16 protein-coding genes are annotated in these 16,322 nt (G+C 61.4%); 10 read left to right on the forward strand and 6 right to left on the reverse strand.

Annotated features, from left to right (window positions below):
* Positions 1-8 precede the first annotated feature (8 nt).
* Positions 9-956, reverse strand: a complete 948-nt coding sequence (locus ACR0JA_RS19275) for a porin (RefSeq protein ID WP_480578557.1) — start codon at positions 954-956, stop codon at positions 9-11.
* A 280-nt stretch (positions 957-1,236) separates the two neighbouring features.
* On the opposite strand from ACR0JA_RS19275, the gene ACR0JA_RS19280 reads away from it, so the two are divergent.
* From ACR0JA_RS19280 to holA, 4 genes are all read left to right on the forward strand, one after another.
* On the forward strand, positions 1,237-1,719 hold the full coding sequence (locus ACR0JA_RS19280; protein ID WP_480578559.1) for a DUF3576 domain-containing protein: 483 nt from the start codon (positions 1,237-1,239) through the stop codon (positions 1,717-1,719).
* A gap of 72 nt (positions 1,720-1,791) precedes the next feature.
* Complete coding sequence (gene leuS, locus ACR0JA_RS19285; protein ID WP_480578561.1) at positions 1,792-4,344, forward strand: leucine--tRNA ligase; 2,553 nt, start codon at positions 1,792-1,794, stop codon at positions 4,342-4,344.
* Positions 4,331-4,822, forward strand: coding sequence for an LPS assembly lipoprotein LptE (gene lptE / locus ACR0JA_RS19290; protein WP_480578563.1), 492 nt, complete (start codon positions 4,331-4,333; stop codon positions 4,820-4,822). The genes leuS and lptE overlap by 14 nt, the downstream gene beginning before the upstream one ends.
* Positions 4,819-5,847 carry a DNA polymerase III subunit delta gene (gene holA, locus ACR0JA_RS19295; RefSeq protein ID WP_480578565.1) on the forward strand — a complete coding sequence of 343 codons (1,029 nt, stop codon included), beginning with the start codon at positions 4,819-4,821 and terminating at the stop codon, positions 5,845-5,847. The genes lptE and holA overlap by 4 nt, the downstream gene beginning before the upstream one ends.
* On the opposite strand, the gene ACR0JA_RS19300 is transcribed toward holA, so the two are convergent.
* Positions 5,844-7,019: a TIGR03862 family flavoprotein gene (locus ACR0JA_RS19300; protein WP_480578567.1), complete on the reverse strand. Its 1,176-nt coding sequence runs from the start codon at positions 7,017-7,019 to the stop codon at positions 5,844-5,846. The two genes, holA and ACR0JA_RS19300, sit on opposite strands and share 4 nt — an antisense overlap.
* Positions 7,020-7,065: 46 nt before the next feature.
* On the opposite strand from ACR0JA_RS19300, the gene ACR0JA_RS19305 reads away from it, so the two are divergent.
* Positions 7,066-7,362, forward strand: coding sequence for an HNH endonuclease (locus ACR0JA_RS19305; protein WP_480578569.1), 297 nt, complete (start codon positions 7,066-7,068; stop codon positions 7,360-7,362).
* On the opposite strand, the gene ACR0JA_RS19310 is transcribed toward ACR0JA_RS19305, so the two are convergent.
* Genes ACR0JA_RS19310 through ACR0JA_RS19320 form a run of 3 tightly spaced genes read right to left on the reverse strand, consistent with a single transcriptional unit; the run spans position 7,359 to position 9,447 of the window.
* Positions 7,359-8,096, reverse strand: coding sequence for a VOC family protein (locus tag ACR0JA_RS19310; RefSeq protein WP_480578571.1), 738 nt, complete (start codon positions 8,094-8,096; stop codon positions 7,359-7,361). The two genes, ACR0JA_RS19305 and ACR0JA_RS19310, sit on opposite strands and share 4 nt — an antisense overlap.
* Positions 8,093-8,701 carry an enoyl-CoA hydratase/isomerase family protein gene (locus tag ACR0JA_RS19315; RefSeq protein ID WP_480578573.1) on the reverse strand — a complete coding sequence of 203 codons (609 nt, stop codon included), beginning with the start codon at positions 8,699-8,701 and terminating at the stop codon, positions 8,093-8,095. Before ACR0JA_RS19315 ends, ACR0JA_RS19310 begins: the two co-directional genes overlap by 4 nt.
* Positions 8,698-9,447 carry an SDR family oxidoreductase gene (locus tag ACR0JA_RS19320; RefSeq protein WP_480578575.1) on the reverse strand — a complete coding sequence of 250 codons (750 nt, stop codon included), beginning with the start codon at positions 9,445-9,447 and terminating at the stop codon, positions 8,698-8,700. The genes ACR0JA_RS19315 and ACR0JA_RS19320 overlap by 4 nt, the downstream gene beginning before the upstream one ends.
* A gap of 133 nt (positions 9,448-9,580) precedes the next feature.
* Between ACR0JA_RS19320 and ACR0JA_RS19325 the strand changes: the two genes are divergently transcribed.
* The 5 genes from ACR0JA_RS19325 (at position 9,581) to lpxK (ending at position 15,603) form a co-directional block, all read left to right on the forward strand.
* On the forward strand, positions 9,581-11,104 hold the full coding sequence (locus tag ACR0JA_RS19325; protein WP_480578577.1) for a DUF2125 domain-containing protein: 1,524 nt from the start codon (positions 9,581-9,583) through the stop codon (positions 11,102-11,104).
* 145 nt (positions 11,105-11,249) lie between these two features.
* The gene (locus tag ACR0JA_RS19330) at positions 11,250-12,596 is read left to right on the forward strand and encodes a TldD/PmbA family protein (protein WP_480578579.1); all 1,347 of its coding nucleotides are present in this window, start codon (positions 11,250-11,252) and stop codon (positions 12,594-12,596) included.
* A complete protein-coding gene (locus ACR0JA_RS19335) occupies positions 12,583-13,383 on the forward strand; it encodes an inositol monophosphatase family protein (protein ID WP_480578581.1) in 801 nt (266 codons plus the stop codon). Before ACR0JA_RS19330 ends, ACR0JA_RS19335 begins: the two co-directional genes overlap by 14 nt.
* Entirely contained in the window at positions 13,380-14,615 is a 1,236-nt protein-coding gene (locus tag ACR0JA_RS19340) for a 3-deoxy-D-manno-octulosonic acid transferase (RefSeq protein WP_480578583.1), read from the forward strand. Before ACR0JA_RS19335 ends, ACR0JA_RS19340 begins: the two co-directional genes overlap by 4 nt.
* Complete coding sequence (lpxK, locus tag ACR0JA_RS19345) at positions 14,602-15,603, forward strand: tetraacyldisaccharide 4'-kinase (protein WP_480578585.1); 1,002 nt, start codon at positions 14,602-14,604, stop codon at positions 15,601-15,603. The genes ACR0JA_RS19340 and lpxK overlap by 14 nt, the downstream gene beginning before the upstream one ends.
* A gap of 45 nt (positions 15,604-15,648) precedes the next feature.
* Here the strand turns inward: lpxK and ACR0JA_RS19350 are convergent, their stop codons facing one another.
* Positions 15,649-16,311: a DsbA family protein gene (locus ACR0JA_RS19350; protein ID WP_480578587.1), complete on the reverse strand. Its 663-nt coding sequence runs from the start codon at positions 16,309-16,311 to the stop codon at positions 15,649-15,651.
* Between the last annotated feature and the right edge of the window lie 11 nt (positions 16,312-16,322).

A 16,322-nucleotide genomic window follows, 5' to 3' on the forward strand; every position in this document is an offset into this window, starting at 1 on the left:
AGGTCAACTTAGAAGTTGAACTGAGCACCAAAGTCGGCACGGATTTGACCGTCTGCGTCACCACGCTCCTGGTGGCCGATACCGCCGCGCAGCGATGCACCGCCGCCCAGATCGTAGATCGCGCCAATGCCGTACTGCTGGTTGTCGTCGTCAGCGTTACCGTCACCGTATGCAGCGGTGATGGTGGTTGCTGCGCCAACGTTGTAGGCCAGCGACAGACCCCATGCAGTGCCGTTACGATCGTCGTCTGCAACGTCATCGTCAGCAACAAACAGGGTACCTGAGAAGTCGCCGAATTCTGCGCCCAGAGTCAGAACCAGCAGGCTCTGATCGTCGGTGCCGCTGTCACCTTCGTCGGTCTGACCATAGGCCAGAGCCGCAGTCACGTTGTTGAAGGTGTAGGTTGCGCTGATGTCCCAGCGGTCTGCACCATCGGTTGCGTCGGTGTCATACGAAGCGCCAAATGCGAAATCGCCAACTGCGTACTGGAAGAACACAGCGTTTGCGCCCGTACCGGTCGACGAATAGCCCAGGAAGTCATAGTCAACACCGGAGTACTGACCGATGAACGCTTCCAGACCAGGCTCGTTACCGTAGTAGTTTGCCAGGTTGTCGAACGAACCTGCGACGTTGCCCGCGTCAACACGCAGACCGCCGAAGATGACCGAGAAGCGTGCGCCGTTCAGGCCAGCTGCGCCTTGCTCGCCGGTCGATGCGTCGTCGTCGGCTTGCAGACGAACACGGCCTTCAAAGCGTACGCCACCGTCGGTTTCGGTGATGCCGTCGATGTTCAGACGGAAGCGCGAAACCAGGATGGTGTCGTCTACGTTGTCGTCGGTCGAACGGTCTTCCAGGTAGCCAATACCAAAACGGCCGTAACCGCCCAGTTTGACTTCTGCTGCAGCAACGCCTGCGGTCGCTACCAGCGCCGTCGTTGCGAAGAGAACTTTTTTCATCTTGTTTCCCTCGGTTTCAAAGGTTTTTCTACTCGACACATGCAAAGCATATGTCTCAGCACGGACACCGTTTCGCTCTTTTTGCCCCCAAAGCGCAAGCTTGGCATGAGCGACATTCCGTCATTCGGCCCAAATTGGTGCAAGGATGCCACAGTCAATTTTACCCCCCAATCGGCGCGACGCACGGACATTTCAAAAGAATAGGCTTGTTGCTGACTGGGTCCTTGGCTAGGAGTATGCCCCAGCAAAAGCCTTACCAGTGAAACAGGACCCGCTTACAATGCGCCTGCCGACGATTTTGTCTTTGATCGTGCTGACTGCAACCCTTTCGGCTTGCGGACAGAATCGCAGCACCTCGACTGTAAACCCGAACCTCATTGGCGGCACGACGGATGAACGGGAACTGAACGATCCCAACCGGTCAACCATCTGGGATATTTTCGACCGGGGCGAGGCCGAGCGGATCACCAACGTCAACCGCTATCTGTGGACCGCCTCGCTGGATGTGCTGAACTTTCTGCCCCTGCAAGAGGTGGATCCGTTCACCGGCGTAATCGTGACCGGCTATGGCACGCCGCCGGGTGGAGGACGGTCTTACCGCGCAACGGTTCATATCAGCGACCCGGCCCTTGCGGCGCGATCCCTGTCCGTTGCATTGCAGACCAGCGGAGGGGCACCGGTAAGCGCCGCCACCACCCGCGCGGTCGAGGATGCGATTCTCTCTCGGGCGCGTCAGCTGCGGATTGCGGACAACAAGTTCTAGTAACCCGCCGAAAATCACTCTATGACCACGCCGGGTTCCTACCCGGCGTTTGCATTTACGAAGGACCGCATGATGTCTCGCTACTCGGCCACCGAAATCGAAGCAAAATGGCAGGAAGCCTGGGACAAGGCCGAAATCTTCACCGCCAATCACAAGGCGGACAAGCCGAAATACTATGTGCTTGAGATGTTCCCCTACCCGTCTGGTCGTATCCATATGGGCCACGTGCGAAACTACACGATGGGTGACGTGATCGCGCGGCACAAGCTGGCGACCGGACACAATGTTCTGCACCCGATGGGCTGGGATGCCTTTGGAATGCCAGCGGAAAACGCCGCGATGGCAATCGGCGGCCATCCCAAAGACTGGACCTATGACAATATCGCCGACATGCGCGGGCAGATGAAACCTCTGGGCCTGTCCATCGATTGGTCGCGTGAGTTCGCGACTTGTGACCCGGAATATTACGGCCAGCAGCAGGCTCTGTTCCTCGATATGCTTGAAGCCGGGTTGGTCTATCGCAAAAACGCCGTAGTGAACTGGGACCCGGTCGATATGACCGTTCTGGCGAACGAACAGGTTGAAAACGGCCGAGGGTGGCGTTCGGGCGCGTTGGTGGAACGTCGGGAACTGACGCAGTGGTTCTTCAAAATCTCGGATTATTCCGAGGAACTGCTGGATGCGCTGGACACTCTGGACAACTGGCCCGCCAAGGTCCGTCTGATGCAGGAAAACTGGATCGGCAAGTCGCGCGGGTTGCAATTTGGCTTCGAACGCACCGATGGCGGCGCGCCGATCACTGTCTATACGACTCGGCCCGATACGTTGTTGGGTGCGTCTTTTGTCGGTATCTCACCGGATCACCCGATTGCCAAACAGCTTGAGGCTGAAAACCCCGAAGTTGCTGAATTTGTTGCCGAATGCCGCAAAGGCGGCACCACCGAAGAGGCCATCGAAACCGCCGAAAAGCTGGGTTACGACACCGGTATCCGCGTCAAACACCCGCTGGACCCAAGCTGGGAACTGCCGGTCTGGATCGCCAATTTCATCCTGATGGATTACGGCACCGGCGCAATCTTTGCCTGCCCGGCTCACGACCAGCGCGATCTGGATTTTTGCCGCAAATACGGCCTGCCGGTGATCGACACGTTCTTTGCACTGGACGACGCAACGCCCGTCGACAAAATCGCCTTTGTGCCGCCAAAAACTGAAAAAGTCCGTTGGGTGAATCACTTTGCCGGTCTGACCGAAGCAACCGGCGACGAGGCGATCAATGCCACCGTCGATTTCGCCGAAAAGGCAGGTTGGGGTGAAGGGGTCACCAAGTACCGCCTGCGCGACTGGGGTCTGAGCCGCCAGCGGTATTGGGGTTGCCCGATTCCCGTTGTGCACTGCGACAAATGCGGCACCGTCCCTGAAAAGAAAGAGAATCTGCCGATTCAGCTGCCGTATGACGACGGCAACGGCCAACCGATCGACTTTTCGATTCCCGGCAATCCGCTGGACCGCCATCCCAATTGGCGTGATACCCCGTGTCCGTCTTGCGGCGCTCCGGCCAAGCGCGAAACCGACACGATGGACACATTCGTCGATTCGTCGTGGTATTTCGCCCGTTTCACTGCCCCTCGTGCGGAAACGCCCACCGATCTGGCCGAGGCCGAATACTGGATGAACGTCGACCAGTATATCGGTGGTATTGAGCATGCGATTCTGCACCTGCTCTATTCCCGTTTCTTCGCGCGGGCCATGAACATCACCGGCCACCTGCCGAAAAAAGCGATTGAGCCCTTCAATGCGCTGTTCACCCAAGGCATGGTTACGCACGAGATCTTCCAGACCCGCGACGCCAAGGGCCGACCGGTCTATCACCTTCCCGAAGACGTCACCGACGGCAAACTGGCCGACGGCACCGAGGTCGAGGTCATCCCTTCGGCCAAGATGTCGAAATCCAAAAAGAACGTGGTCGACCCGGTCAGTATCATCTCGGCCTTCGGGGCCGATACCGCGCGTTGGTTCGTGCTGTCCGATTCGCCGCCTGAACGTGACGTGGAATGGACCGCATCCGGGGCCGAGGCTGCGTTCAAGCATCTCAGCCGCGTGCACCGCATCGCGTCCGAGATCGCGGACTCGGACAATCCAGCCAACGCCGAGGACGAAACCCTGCTGCGCGAGATGCACAAAGCGATCCATGATGTGACCGGCGGGGTCGAATCCTTCGGTTTCAACGCCTCGATCGCCAAGCTTTATGCCTTTACCAATACGCTGGCGAAATCCAAGGCAGGCACCGCCGCCAAGCGCGAGGCGACCAAGACGCTGGCACAGCTGATGTCGCCGATGACACCGCACCTGTCCGAAGAGTTGTGGCAGATGCTGGGCGGCGAAGGACTGGTCGCAACCGCCGCCTGGCCCGTCGCAGACGAGGCGATGCTGGTCGATGACACCATCACTCTGCCGATCCAGATCAACGGCAAGCGCCGCGCGGAAATCAGCGTGGCCAAAGATCTAGACAAGGCAGAGGTTGAAAAAATCGCGCTCAGCACCGAAGCTGTGCAAAAGGCGCTGGAGGGCGCTGCACCGAAGAAAGTGATCGTTGTTCCGGGCCGTATCGTCAATGTCGTCGTTTGACCGCAGAACCTTGCTGCTGATGCCGCTGGCGCTTGCTGCCTGCGGCTTTCAACCGGTTTACGCGCCGGGCGGGGCCGGGGCTGCGCTGAACGGCAGAGTGGCGGTTTCGGCACCCAATACGGTCGAAAGCTTTTTGCTGGTTCAGAACCTTGAGCAGCAGCTAGGGCGCAGTGCCACTTCGGGCAGCGACTACAAGCTTGCGGTCAGCGTCTCGACAACCACCCGCGCCGTCTCGATCACCACCTCGAATGAGACCGACCGTTATTCCATCAATGGGATTGCTCGCTATTCCCTGTCATCTGACGAGACCGGGCAGGTTCTGACATCCGGTCAGGTGGCCGATTTCGTGTCCTACTCGGCCGCCGGATCAACCGTTTCCACGCTTGCCGACGAACGCGCCGCGACCGAGCGGTTGATGGTGATCCTGTCGGACCAGATCATTGCCCGTCTTTACTCAACGCCAGGCCTTGCCTCATGAAGCTGAGCCCGCGCGAGGCCGAAGGGTATTTTGCCAAACCGGACGCGGACAAGCTTGGGTTACTGATTTATGGCGCCGACGCCATGCGGGTGGCCCTGAAACGGCAGCAGGTCCTGGGCGCTCTGCTAGGACCTGCGGCCGAAGAAGAGATGCGCCTGACCCGCATCCCCGGTGCCGACCTGCGCGGCGATCCGGCGCTGGTGCTGGATGCGGTCAAGGCGGTCGGCTTTTTCCCCGGCCCGCGCGCGGTGTTTGTCGAAGATACGACCGAGACCGCGGCCCCCGCGCTGCTAGCTGCGCTCGAGGACTGGGCCCCCGGGGACGCCCAGATCATCGTGACCGCCGGGCAGTTGAAACCAAGCTCGAAAATTCGCAAAGCGTTCGAATCGCACCCAGCGGCCTATGCGGTGGGCATTTATGATGATCCGCCGTCGCGGGCCGAGGTCGAACGGGTTCTCAGCCAGGCGGGCCTGGGCAACATTCCCCGCGATTCGATGTCGGCACTATCCGAACTTGCGGTGTCGCTCAGCCCCGGGGACTTTGCGCAAACCGTTGAAAAGCTGTCGCTTTACAAGCGCGGTGACACAGCTGAGCTGTCCATCGAAGACATTGACGCCTGCGCGCCGCGCTCGACCGAGGCAGCGTTGGATGACGTGCTGAACACCGTCGCCGAAGGTCAGGCCGGTCAGATCGGGCCGCTGATCCGTCGATTGCAGGCGCAAGGCACGAACGGGGTGACGCTGTGTATCGGGGCGACGCGCCATTTCAGAACGCTGTACGCCTGCGCGTCCGATCCGGGCGGCGCTGCGCAAGGGATCGGCAAGCTCCGCCCGCCGGTTTACGGCAAGCGGCGGGATCGGATTCTGCGGCAGGCGCAAAGCTGGGGCGCGCCGAAATTGCAGACCGCGTTGACCGTGCTGACGGATACGGACCTGTCGCTGCGCTCGGCCGGGCAAACCGCGCCTGCGATGGCGCTGGTGGAGCGCGCCATGATCCGGCTGGCCATGCTGGCGCGGTCGCGCTAGCCGCCGCGTCGCGCCCAGTCCGCAGCCGACCGCCCTGCCCAGCGACCAGTCGCCAGACAGGCCGTCAACAGGTAGCCACCGGTCGGAGCCTCCCAATCCAGCATCTCTCCGGCACAGAACACACCGGGCAACGCGGTCAGCATCAACCTGTCATTCAGCGCGGATCGTGCCACTCCGCCAGCGGTTGAGATCGCCTCATCCATTGGGCGCAGACCGGAATGCTGAACGGGCAAGCGCTTGATCGAGTTTATCAGAGGCTGCGTGTCTCGCTTTGCCATCTCGTGGAACAGTGCAATTTTCTGCGACGACAGGCGCAGGGATTTTTTTAACCATAGTGACAGCGTGGTTTTGGGGGCCTTCGAAGCAATCCGCGCCAACAACGTCTGATCATCCAGATCGGGCACCAGATCGACGAAGAGAGGCGCGCCGGACCGCAGTGCCGGTGTCAACGGATACAGCCCGCCGCCTTCCAATCCTGTAGCACTAATTGTTGCTTCACCCCGGCTGTCCAAATCTCCGGCCATCCAGCGAACCGATTTCAATGCCGCGCCGAGATGGCGATGCATATGCGGGCTCCAATCCACCGAGATCGCCGAATTGGCGGGTGCAAATGGTGTAAGCCGCACGTCCTCGAGCGCCAGAATTTCCGCCCATGCCCCGTCAGACCCCAGCCGCGCCCAGCTTGCGCCGCCCAGCGCCAGAACGGTTGCGTCAGCGCGGACGCGCTGTTTGCCCTCAGGCGTGCGAAACAGCAGGTCGCCTTCATTCCATCCCAGCCAGCGCCAGCGTGTTCTGATCTGGACACCCTGCCCGTCCAGCCGCGCAAGCCACGAGCGCAACAGAGGCGAGGCTTTCATCGCCTGCGGAAACACGCGACCGGTCGAGCCGGTAAACAACTCCTGCCCCAGTCCCCGCGCCCAGTTCTGAACGGCCTCGGCATCCATATCGGCAATCATCGGGCGCAGCCAGGGCTCTGCCTCGCCGTAGGTGGTCATCAAGGTCTCAAACGGTTCATCCTTGGTCAGGTTCAACCCGGATTTACCCGCCATCAGAAACTTGCGCGCAACCGAGGGTTTGGCTTCGGCAACCAGAACGTCGTGACCTGCCGCAGCAAGTTCGTCAGCCGCCATCAGCCCGGCAGGGCCTGCCCCGATCACAACTGTCTGCGCCATCACCGCCCTCTTGCCTTGCCTGCGGGTCAAAGTGTTTGCTGCCATCATGAGTGATGACGTACCGATCTGCCCGCTATGCGACCGCCCGATCCCCGACGGGGGCGGCAGCCTGCACCATCTGATCCCAAAACTCAAAGGAGGCAAGGGTGGTCCGACGGTCCTGCTGCACCAGATCTGTCACAAAGAGGTTCACGCCACCCTGACCGAAGCCGAGCTCGCGCGCGAATTCAACACTATCGAGGCGTTGCGCGCGCATCCCAGGCTGGCCAAGTTCCTGAGCTGGGTTCAAAAACGTCCGCCCGGGTTCCGTTCGAAAGTCCCCGGAAAACGACGCGGACGCTAGCCGGGCAGAACCGGGTCGCCAATTGCGTCGGTCAGCGGCTTGGCCAAGCCCTCGACCTCAATCCCTCTGAAATCCGGTACCGGAGCAAATTGCGCGCCCGCAATGTGCTGAAATTCCAGCGTTGTGTAGGGGCGCTTCCACAACCACTCGCGGATTCCAACCGACCACAGATCGCGCTCGGGCGGGTGATCATTGGTTAAGCCATAGAAATGCAGGTCAAACCCGTATGGGGCGACCCCTTGCATCGACAAAAGGCGCATCCCCAGATCGCGGCAGAACGCGTCCTCGGCTGCGATGTCACCGGTGCGCAGGGTGATCTGACCGATGCGCGCCTTGCCGAACGGGGCGTCGGGGTCCGCCGCGTTTGCCGGGCGATTACCCTCGAAATCATGTTGCAACAGTTCGATCGAGAACCCTTCGGGGTCGGACAGGTGGCACATATAGCCGATGTCCAGAAATTGACCCGGCGCGCTGACGGCCAACCCTTTGTTGCGCAGATGTGCTGCGGCAAGATCGACATCCGGCAACGTGATGCCGATCTTCCAATATCGTTGCCCACGGTCATGGGCATAGCCGCCACCGCCCGGCATCAGCAGCAAATCCGCGTCCGCACCGAGGTAGCCAACGCGCCAGTTTGCGCCTTCCTCATTGACGGACATACCCAGAATATCGCGATAGAACGCCGCCAGCGTCTCGGGGTGTGCCACTCGAAGGCGAAGGGCTGAAAGCCTCATCTGCACAACCCCGCGATGCCAGCGGCGATGTCGGGCTTGGCCGCCAAGCTATCTGCCGCCAGATCGCGGGCCGTCGGCATCAGCGAGTCCGGTTCGACGATCCGGTCTACCAGACCAAAATCATAGGCTTGCTGAGCGGTAATCTTCTGTCCCGCCATCAGAATCAGCTTCGTCCGCGCCGGACCGATCAACGCCGCCATGCGTTTCGGATCGGACGGTTGCGGCAGGAACCCAAGTTTCATTACCGGGTAAAAAAACTTGGCCGAAGGCACGGCTATCCGCAGATCACAGGCGAGAACCATCCCGTTCGCGCCGCCCGCCAGCGTGCCGTTCAATGCGGCGATCGTCAGACAGGGCAAGGCTGCGATGGCACCTGACAACGCCTCCCACAGATCCGAAGTGGCCAGACCGGCGCGTGCCTCTTCAAGATCAGCCCCGGCGCTGAACACGCGCCCGGCGCCTGTCAGGATCAGGGCCCGCGCTTCGGTCGCAGCCTGGGCTATGCTCACCAGCTCTTCGAGCATCGCGCTGGTCAAGGCGTTGGCCTTGTCGGGGTTGTTCAACGTAACGGTCCAAAGCCCGGCATCCTGGCGTAGATCGGTCAAACCAATCCCACCCGTTTGCGGATATCGTCCTGCCGCAGCGAGATTTCGGTGCCCAGAAATTCGTCGGCATCAGGCGAACACATCCACAGCAGCGCCCGCGCGGGCCAGTCTGCGGGAATATGAACTTCCCAGTCCAACTGACTGACCGGGTTGATGCCGCTGGCTTTGATTACACGCTGCATGTCGGTTGCTACGGTGCCCGGCGAAAGCCCCATGGCGCGGATGCCGTGATGGCCCTCTTCCAGATGCAGACATTCGGTCAGCATCTTTACCCCGGCTTTCGAGGCGCAGTAGTGGCTCCAGGCTTCGATCGCGTTCGAGGCAGCACCTGACGAAATGGTGATCACCGTGCCCCCGCCCGCGGCCCGCATGAGGGGCAAAGCTGCGCGCATGCCGTGAAACACACCCTTGAGGTTGATGTCGATGGCCTGCCCCCAGGCGGCAACATCGGCGTTGCTAAGATGAAAAATCGGCTCGATGACACCGGCATTTCCGATCAGCACATCCAGACCGCCAAACCGGTCGACACAATCTGCAACCGCCTGTTCCACCTGCGCAAAATCGCTGACATCGCAGGCCAGAGCCATGGCGTTCTCACCCAATGCCGCCGCCAGAGCGTCGATCTGATCGCGACTGCGGGCCAGCAACGCAACATTGGCGCCGGCTGCGGCAAATACGCGCCCTGCCTCTGCGCCAATGCCCCGGCTTGCGCCCGTTATCAGCACGGTTTTGCCTTGCATGTCCATTCTTGGCACCCCTTCATTTGCGATTGTGCCCAGTCGTACCTCGCAAACGGGGAAAGGGTCCAGCCCTTGCCCCTTGACGATACCCGCGACAGGCACGACGATGCCCGGAAAATTGATCGAGAAGGGTTCTCTTATGTCTGTTTACCTACGCCGTAGCTGCGGCGCTGTTATGGCCTATGTCGTCGCGACCCAAGGCGCGCTGGCCGATCTGACCGCCAATGATGTCTGGGCCGACTGGCAGGCTTACATGGGCGGCATGGGCTATACCGTTACGGGTGAAGAAAGCACCTCGGGTGATGTGACCACCATCTCGAACATGACAATGAGCATGGTCGTGCCCGATGCGGAGAGCCAGGTGAACCTGCATATTCCGGAAATGACGTTGACCGAAAACGGCGACGGAACGGTTCAGATCGCGTTCCCCAAGAGCTTTCCGATCACGCTCACCGGTGCCGAGGACGGCCAGAGCTATTCCGTCGAGCTGCTGTACACGACCGATGCAATGGACATGGTGGTTTCGGGCACGCCCGAGGACATGACCTACGACTATGGCGCTGCAAGCGTGGGCGTAGACCTGACATCGCTGGATGTGGAAGGCGAGGACATTCCGGAAGATGCGCTGAACGTCTCGTTCAAGATCAATGACTTGACCGGAGACTCGCGGATGCAGGTCGGTGAGAATCGGAATATCAGCCAAAGCTTCAAGGCTGCTGATCTGACCTATGATCTGGCGTTTCAGGACCCCGAGTCAGGCGAAGACGGGCGCGTCAGTGGCAAGCTGAACGAACTGGATTTTTCAGGAGACACGGTGGTCCCTACCGAACTTGATCTGGAGAACATCCAGAGCATTTACGACGCGGGTTTCGCCGCCTCTGGCACCTTTACCTATGGTTCCGGTGCGACCGAGGTTGCCGGGGTGTCCGAAGGCGAATCGTTCTCGATGAGCAGTTCCTCGCAAGGCGGGCGCTTTGCGGGCAGTATCGACGCCCAGCGCGTTGTCTATGATCTGGTGCAGAACAGTACAAAGCTGGCGGTCACAACGGCCGATCTGCCTTTCCCGATCGAGATCGCGATGGAAAACGCTGGGCTGAAGTTCGAATTCCCGATCGAGGCCTCAGAGGAAATTCAACCTTTTGGTTTTGGCATGAACCTGACCGATTTCACGATGTCGGATGTGCTGTGGAGCATGTTTGACCCCGCCGAAACCCTGCCGCGCGACCCGGCCACCATTGCGCTGGATGCAACCGGAACCGCCAAGGTGCTGGTGAACTTCATGGACCCGGCCGTTGCCGAAACGCTCGAATCCGGTGAGGTTGTGCCTGGTGAGCTGCATTCGCTGAAGATCAACGAATTGCTGGTCTCGCTGGTGGGTGCCAAGCTGACCGGCGATGGGGACTTTACCTTTGACAACGCCAACACCGATGAGTTCGGCGGCATGCCCGCACCCAGCGGTGTCGCAAACCTGCATCTGGCCGGGGCAAACGCCCTGATCGACAAGCTGATCGGCATGGGCTTTGTCTCGGAAGAAGACGCCTTGGGCGCACGCATGATGATGGGTCTGATGGCCGTTCCGGGCGACGAACCCGATACGCTGAAGTCCAAGATCGAATTCACCGAAGACGGCCAGATTATTGCCAACGGTCAGCGCATTAAGTGATGACGTGATGAGGAAAGACCGTTCTGGCGGTCTTTCCCTAAGGGCCGTATCCGGAAACGGGTCCGGCCCTGTTTTCTTTCCGGCAGCAGGACTTGCGGGCCGGACAGTCCAAGGCTAGGTCCTTTGGGGTCAGACCGGAGGCGACATGACACAGACACCAGAAGAGATCAGCCATGACCTGCTGAATGCGGCGCGCAAGGCAGGGGCCGACGCGGCGGATGCGATCGTGATTGATGGCACGTCTGTTTCGATTGAGGTGCGCGAGGGCGCGCTGGAACATGCCGAACGCTCTGAAGGTACCGATCTGGGGCTGCGTGTGTTTCTGGGCAAACGTCAGGCCATCGTATCCAGCTCGGACAGTCGGCCCGCGACGCTGCTGGCGATGGCCGAACGGGCGGTGGCAATGGCACGCGAAGCGCCCGAAGATCCCTTTACCGGTCTGGCCGATGCCGATCAGTTGACCTCTGGCTGGGACATGGACGTATTGGAACTGTTCGATCCCGCGCCCGAGCCCAGCGCAGAAGCCCTGATGCACGACGCATTGGCCGCAGAGGCCGCTGCACAGGCCGTCGCGGGGGTGACACAGGTGTCCGACGCGGGGGCAGCCTATGGGACGCACCGGGTGCATCTATCTGCCACAAACGGATTCTCGGGCGGATATTCACGCAGTAGCCGGTCGACATCTTGTGTCGCTATCTCGGGCGAAGGCACCGGGATGGAGCGCGACTATGACGGCGACAGCCGCACCTTTCAAAGCGATCTGCGCAACCCGGTCGAGATCGGTCGGACGGCCGGTGAACGCGCGGTCGCGCGGGCTGGTGCTCGCAAACCCGAGACCGGCAGTTTCCCGGTCATGTTCGATGAACGCGTCTCATCCTCGCTGATCGGTCATCTTCTGGCGGCCAGCAACGGTGTCGCCATCGCGCGCGGGGCATCGTGGTTGAAGGACAGTTTGGGGCAACAGGTCCTGCCCGAGCATTTGTCCCTGATCGAAGACCCGCATCGCCCGCGCATCTCGGGCTCGCGCCCATTTGATGCCGAGGGGCTGCCAACCCATGAGCGCGCCATCGTTGAGAACGGCACCCTCACCGGCTGGACGCTTGACCTGTCCAGCGCCCGCAAGCTTGAGATGGCCCCCACCGGCAACGCCGCGCGCGGCGTGTCGGGGCCACCGTCGCCCAGCAACTGGAACCTCAGCCTGACCCAAGGCGAACGCAGCCGCGATGACCTGATCCGCGATATGGGAACCGGGTTGCTCGTGACCTCGATGATTGGATCAACGATCAACCCCAATACCGGCGACTATTCCCGCGGCGCGTCCGGGTTCTGGGTCGAAAATGGTCAGATCAGCCACCCTGTCAACGAATGCACCATCGCGGGCAACCTGCGCGACATGCTGATGCGGATCATCCCCGCCAATGACGCGCGCAGCTATCTGTCGCGGGTGGTGCCCTCGATCCTGATCGAAGGGATGACACTTGCCGGCAACTGACCTGCCCTTGCTGATTGACGCCGCCAGACAGGCCGGACGGATCGCAACCCGGTACAGCGGGACCTCGGCGCAGCGCTGGGACAAGCCCGACGGCGCGGGGCCGGTGACCGAGGCGGACCTGGCCGTCAACGCCATGCTCGAAGCGGAACTGAGGGCGGCGCGTCCCGACTATGGCTGGCTGAGCGAAGAGACAGAAGACACGCAGGACCGATTGCAACACGAGCGCGTGTTCATCATCGACCCGATCGACGGCACCCGCAGCTTTGCCGAAGGATCCCGCACCTGGGCGCATTCGATTGCAGTGGCCGAGGGTGGAGAAGTCACCGCAGCCGTCATCTACTTGCCGTTGCGAGACCTGTTTTACACTGCCGCCAAAGGACAGGGGGCCACCCTCAACGGGGCCGCAATTCACGTGTCCGATCCCGGTCCACTGGCTCAGGCCGAAGTTCTGGCTGCAAAACCCAACCTTCAGCCGCATCATTGGCAGGCCGGTTCGGTGCCCGATTTTCAAAGGGTTTACCGCCCGTCGCTGGCCTATCGCATGGCGCTGGTCGCTCAGGGTCGGTTCGACGGCATGCTGACCCTGCGGCCAAGCTGGGAATGGGACATCGCCGCAGGTGACTTGATACTGCGCGAGGCGGGCGGTCTGTGTACGGACCGTCGCGGCGGGCTTTTGCGGTTCAACAACCCACACCCGCGCCTGAACGGGGTCGTCGCAGCCGGGCGCGATCTGCACGCACAGCTTTTTGCTCGGCTTGACCCGCATGGATCGGGGTTGCCGGGATGAGCAAGCCACGCTCACTCAGCCTTGCGGCCTACCGGGTGCTGTCCTGGGGTGTGCAGTCCGGCAATGGCACTACGGCCATGGCCCGGCCCGAAGGTGAGCTGCTATGGGTACATATCGAAAACCCGGACAGGTTGCGTGTGGTCGATGATTTCTGCCGTCAACTGCTTCCGCTGCGGCCCGGATTGTCGCTGTTGCTGACCGCCCCGCCCGAGGCTGAGCTGTCCGACTGGGATGATTGCGGCGCGCCCTTGGTGTGCCTACCGTCCGAGCAGGCTGGCGTGGCGCGCGCATTTCTGGATCATTGGCGCCCCGATATCGGAATCTGGGTCGGTGGCGGTCTGATGCCCAACATCATCACCCGCGCCGAAGAACGCGACATTCCGCTGATACTTGTCGAGGCAAGCGTCGACATCAAACCCGCCCGCAGTGGACGGTGGCTGCCCGATCTCGGCCGCTATACCATGGATTGCTTTGACCGGATTCTGGCGACTTCTGAAGAAACCGCGCGGCAAATCCGGCGGTTGGGCGTTCCCAGTCACAAAGTTTCTGTCTCTGCGCCCTTGCGGGTCAGCCCAACTCCGCAACCCTGGCCCGAGGATGAGCTGATCGAGACCAATCACGCTGTTGCCGGTCGCCCGGTCTGGCTGGCGGCCTGGGTGCAGGACAAGGAGTTCATCTCGATCCTCAGCGCACACCGACAGGCGATGCGGATGCTGCCGCGCCTTGCGTTGGTCCTGCATGTGGCCGATCTTGACGAGGTCGAACCACTGCAACGCAGGTTGTCCGCCATGGACCTGCGCTGCATCAACTGGGACGAAAGTCAGGTGATCGAGGATACCACTCAGGTCATCCTGAGTTCGAACCCCGAGGACCTCGGGCTGTGGCACAGGGTGTCGGCGGTGACCTTCATGGGCAGTTCGCTGGAACGTGGGGCGGGAGGGCGAGACCCATTGATTTCCACCGCGCTTGGATCCGCCGTGATACACGGACCGCATGTGAACCGGCATCAGGATGCCTATGACCGCTTGGATCAGGCGGGGGCGGCGCTGATGGTGAAATCTGCCACCGAACTGGGGGACGGCGTGGTGGCGTTGTTGGCCCCGGATCGCACCGCAGACATGGCCCTTGCCGGATGGCAGGTCGTGACCGAAGGCGCGCCGCAGGTCGACCAATTGACCGAACTGGTTCAGGACAAGCTGGATGAGCGGAGGGCACAGAATGCGCGCCCCTGAGTTCTGGAACACCGGACCCGACCGGCTGGATCTGCGCGCCCTGCTGCTGGCACCGCTGGGCCGAATATATGGCGCGGCGACCGCGCGTCGGATTGCAGCGGGATCCGGGCTGAAGCCCGGCATCCCGGTAATCTGCGTCGGCAATCTGAACGCAGGCGGCACCGGCAAGACTCCCACCGCGATCTGGGTGCTGGAACAGCTGCGCGACGCGTGGCACACCCCCCATGTCGTAACACGTGGGCATGGCGGGTCGCTGGACGGGCCGGTGCGGGTCGATCCGTCACACCATACCGCCGCCCAAGTCGGGGATGAGCCGCTGCTGCTGGCAGCGTTCGCCGAAGTCTGGGTCGCCAAGGACCGCGCCGCCGGTGCCCGCGCCGCTGCCGAGGATGGCGCTACGGTTATCGTGCTGGACGATGGGTTCCAGAACCCGTCCGTTGCCAAGGATTTCTCGATCATCGTCGTTGACGCCGAGCGCGGGTTCGGCAATGGGCTGTGCCTGCCCGCCGGGCCCTTGCGCGAACCCGTCGACGCCGGAATGAAGAGGGCCGATCTGGTGCTGTCGCTGGGTGATTCTGAGGCGCAGGCCGGTTTCGCCGCCCGTTGGGGCAATGCCATCACCGTTCCCCATGCCACCGGACAGGTGAGCGCACTGCAAACCGGGATGGACTGGACCGATACGCCGGTTCTGGCCTTTGCCGGCATAGGCCACCCGGAAAAATTCTTTCAGACGCTGCGCCAGCAAGGTGCAAACCTGTTGCGGACCGAGGCGTTGGACGATCACCAGCCTCTGACCCCTGCGCTGACGACGCGGCTTGAAAACGAGGCGCGTGCGCTTGGTGCCCAGCTAGTAACAACGGAAAAAGACGCCGTGCGCCTGTCTGCAGCCTTTCGCAGAAAAGTCGTTACCCTACCTGTTCGGCTTCAGGTGACCGAGGCCGAACAGGTCAGGGATTTGTTGCTGACGGCTGCCCCGTCTCCGGAATAACTCCGGTTGTCAGGCCAACCTGTCAGGGTCGGCCGATGTCAGGAATCAATTGCCCAATTCATCTTCAATCAGCTTCTTGAAGCTGTCGTAAGACTGGTTTTCGACCTTCTTGCCGTTCACCAGAAAGGAAGGGGTGGCCTGAACACCGTCGCGTTCGGCATTTTCCTGATACCAGGCCACCAGCGTCTGCGCGCGGGTGCCATCCTGCAGGCAGGCGTCAAGCTGGTCATTGTCGATGCCCGCCAGACGTCCGATCTTGCGCAGCTCTTCGACGATCTCGGCCGGACCTCCGGCTTTGGTCCATTCGGGCTGGCCTTTGTAGATCAGATCCGAAATTCCAAAAAACTTGTCCGGCCCGGCACAACGCGCGACCATCGAAGCCCACAGGCCATAGCGGTCAAAATACACTTCGCGGTAGATGAACCTGACTTTGCCGGTGTCGATGAAATCCTTCTTGAGCTGTTTATAAGCCCCTTCATGGAAGTTCGCACAATGCGGGCAGGTGTAGGATGCGTATTCGATGATCTCGACCGGCGCGTCTTCGGCCCCCTGCACCATCTCGATGATGGTCGAGGTATCTAGGTCCGCCTCCTGCGCTTCGGCGCTGCTGATCAGCGGCGCCGCCGGGGTCGACGTTGACGTCGTCAGCCAATAGCCACCCGCGGCCACGGCGACGGCCGCACAGAGTACTGTTGCAATACGGCTCATTCTCAGCCCTT

It is taken from the genome of Ruegeria sp. AM4 (assembly GCF_056540665.1).

Coding starts and splice junctions, on each gene's coding strand:
- ACR0JA_RS19275 (WP_480578557.1), bottom strand. CDS start 956: ATGAAAAAAGTTCTCTTCGCAACGACGGCGCTGGTAGCGACCGCAGGC.
- ACR0JA_RS19280 (WP_480578559.1), top strand. CDS start 1,237: ATGCGCCTGCCGACGATTTTGTCTTTGATCGTGCTGACTGCAACCCTT.
- leuS (WP_480578561.1), top strand. CDS start 1,792: ATGTCTCGCTACTCGGCCACCGAAATCGAAGCAAAATGGCAGGAAGCC.
- lptE (WP_480578563.1), top strand. CDS start 4,331: ATGTCGTCGTTTGACCGCAGAACCTTGCTGCTGATGCCGCTGGCGCTT.
- holA (WP_480578565.1), top strand. CDS start 4,819: ATGAAGCTGAGCCCGCGCGAGGCCGAAGGGTATTTTGCCAAACCGGAC.
- ACR0JA_RS19300 (WP_480578567.1), bottom strand. CDS start 7,019: ATGGCGCAGACAGTTGTGATCGGGGCAGGCCCTGCCGGGCTGATGGCG.
- ACR0JA_RS19305 (WP_480578569.1), top strand. CDS start 7,066: ATGAGTGATGACGTACCGATCTGCCCGCTATGCGACCGCCCGATCCCC.
- ACR0JA_RS19310 (WP_480578571.1), bottom strand. CDS start 8,096: ATGAGGCTTTCAGCCCTTCGCCTTCGAGTGGCACACCCCGAGACGCTG.
- ACR0JA_RS19320 (WP_480578575.1), bottom strand. CDS start 9,447: ATGGACATGCAAGGCAAAACCGTGCTGATAACGGGCGCAAGCCGGGGC.
- ACR0JA_RS19325 (WP_480578577.1), top strand. CDS start 9,581: ATGTCTGTTTACCTACGCCGTAGCTGCGGCGCTGTTATGGCCTATGTC.
- ACR0JA_RS19330 (WP_480578579.1), top strand. CDS start 11,250: ATGACACAGACACCAGAAGAGATCAGCCATGACCTGCTGAATGCGGCG.
- ACR0JA_RS19340 (WP_480578583.1), top strand. CDS start 13,380: ATGAGCAAGCCACGCTCACTCAGCCTTGCGGCCTACCGGGTGCTGTCC.
- lpxK (WP_480578585.1), top strand. CDS start 14,602: ATGCGCGCCCCTGAGTTCTGGAACACCGGACCCGACCGGCTGGATCTG.
- ACR0JA_RS19350 (WP_480578587.1), bottom strand. CDS start 16,311: ATGAGCCGTATTGCAACAGTACTCTGTGCGGCCGTCGCCGTGGCCGCG.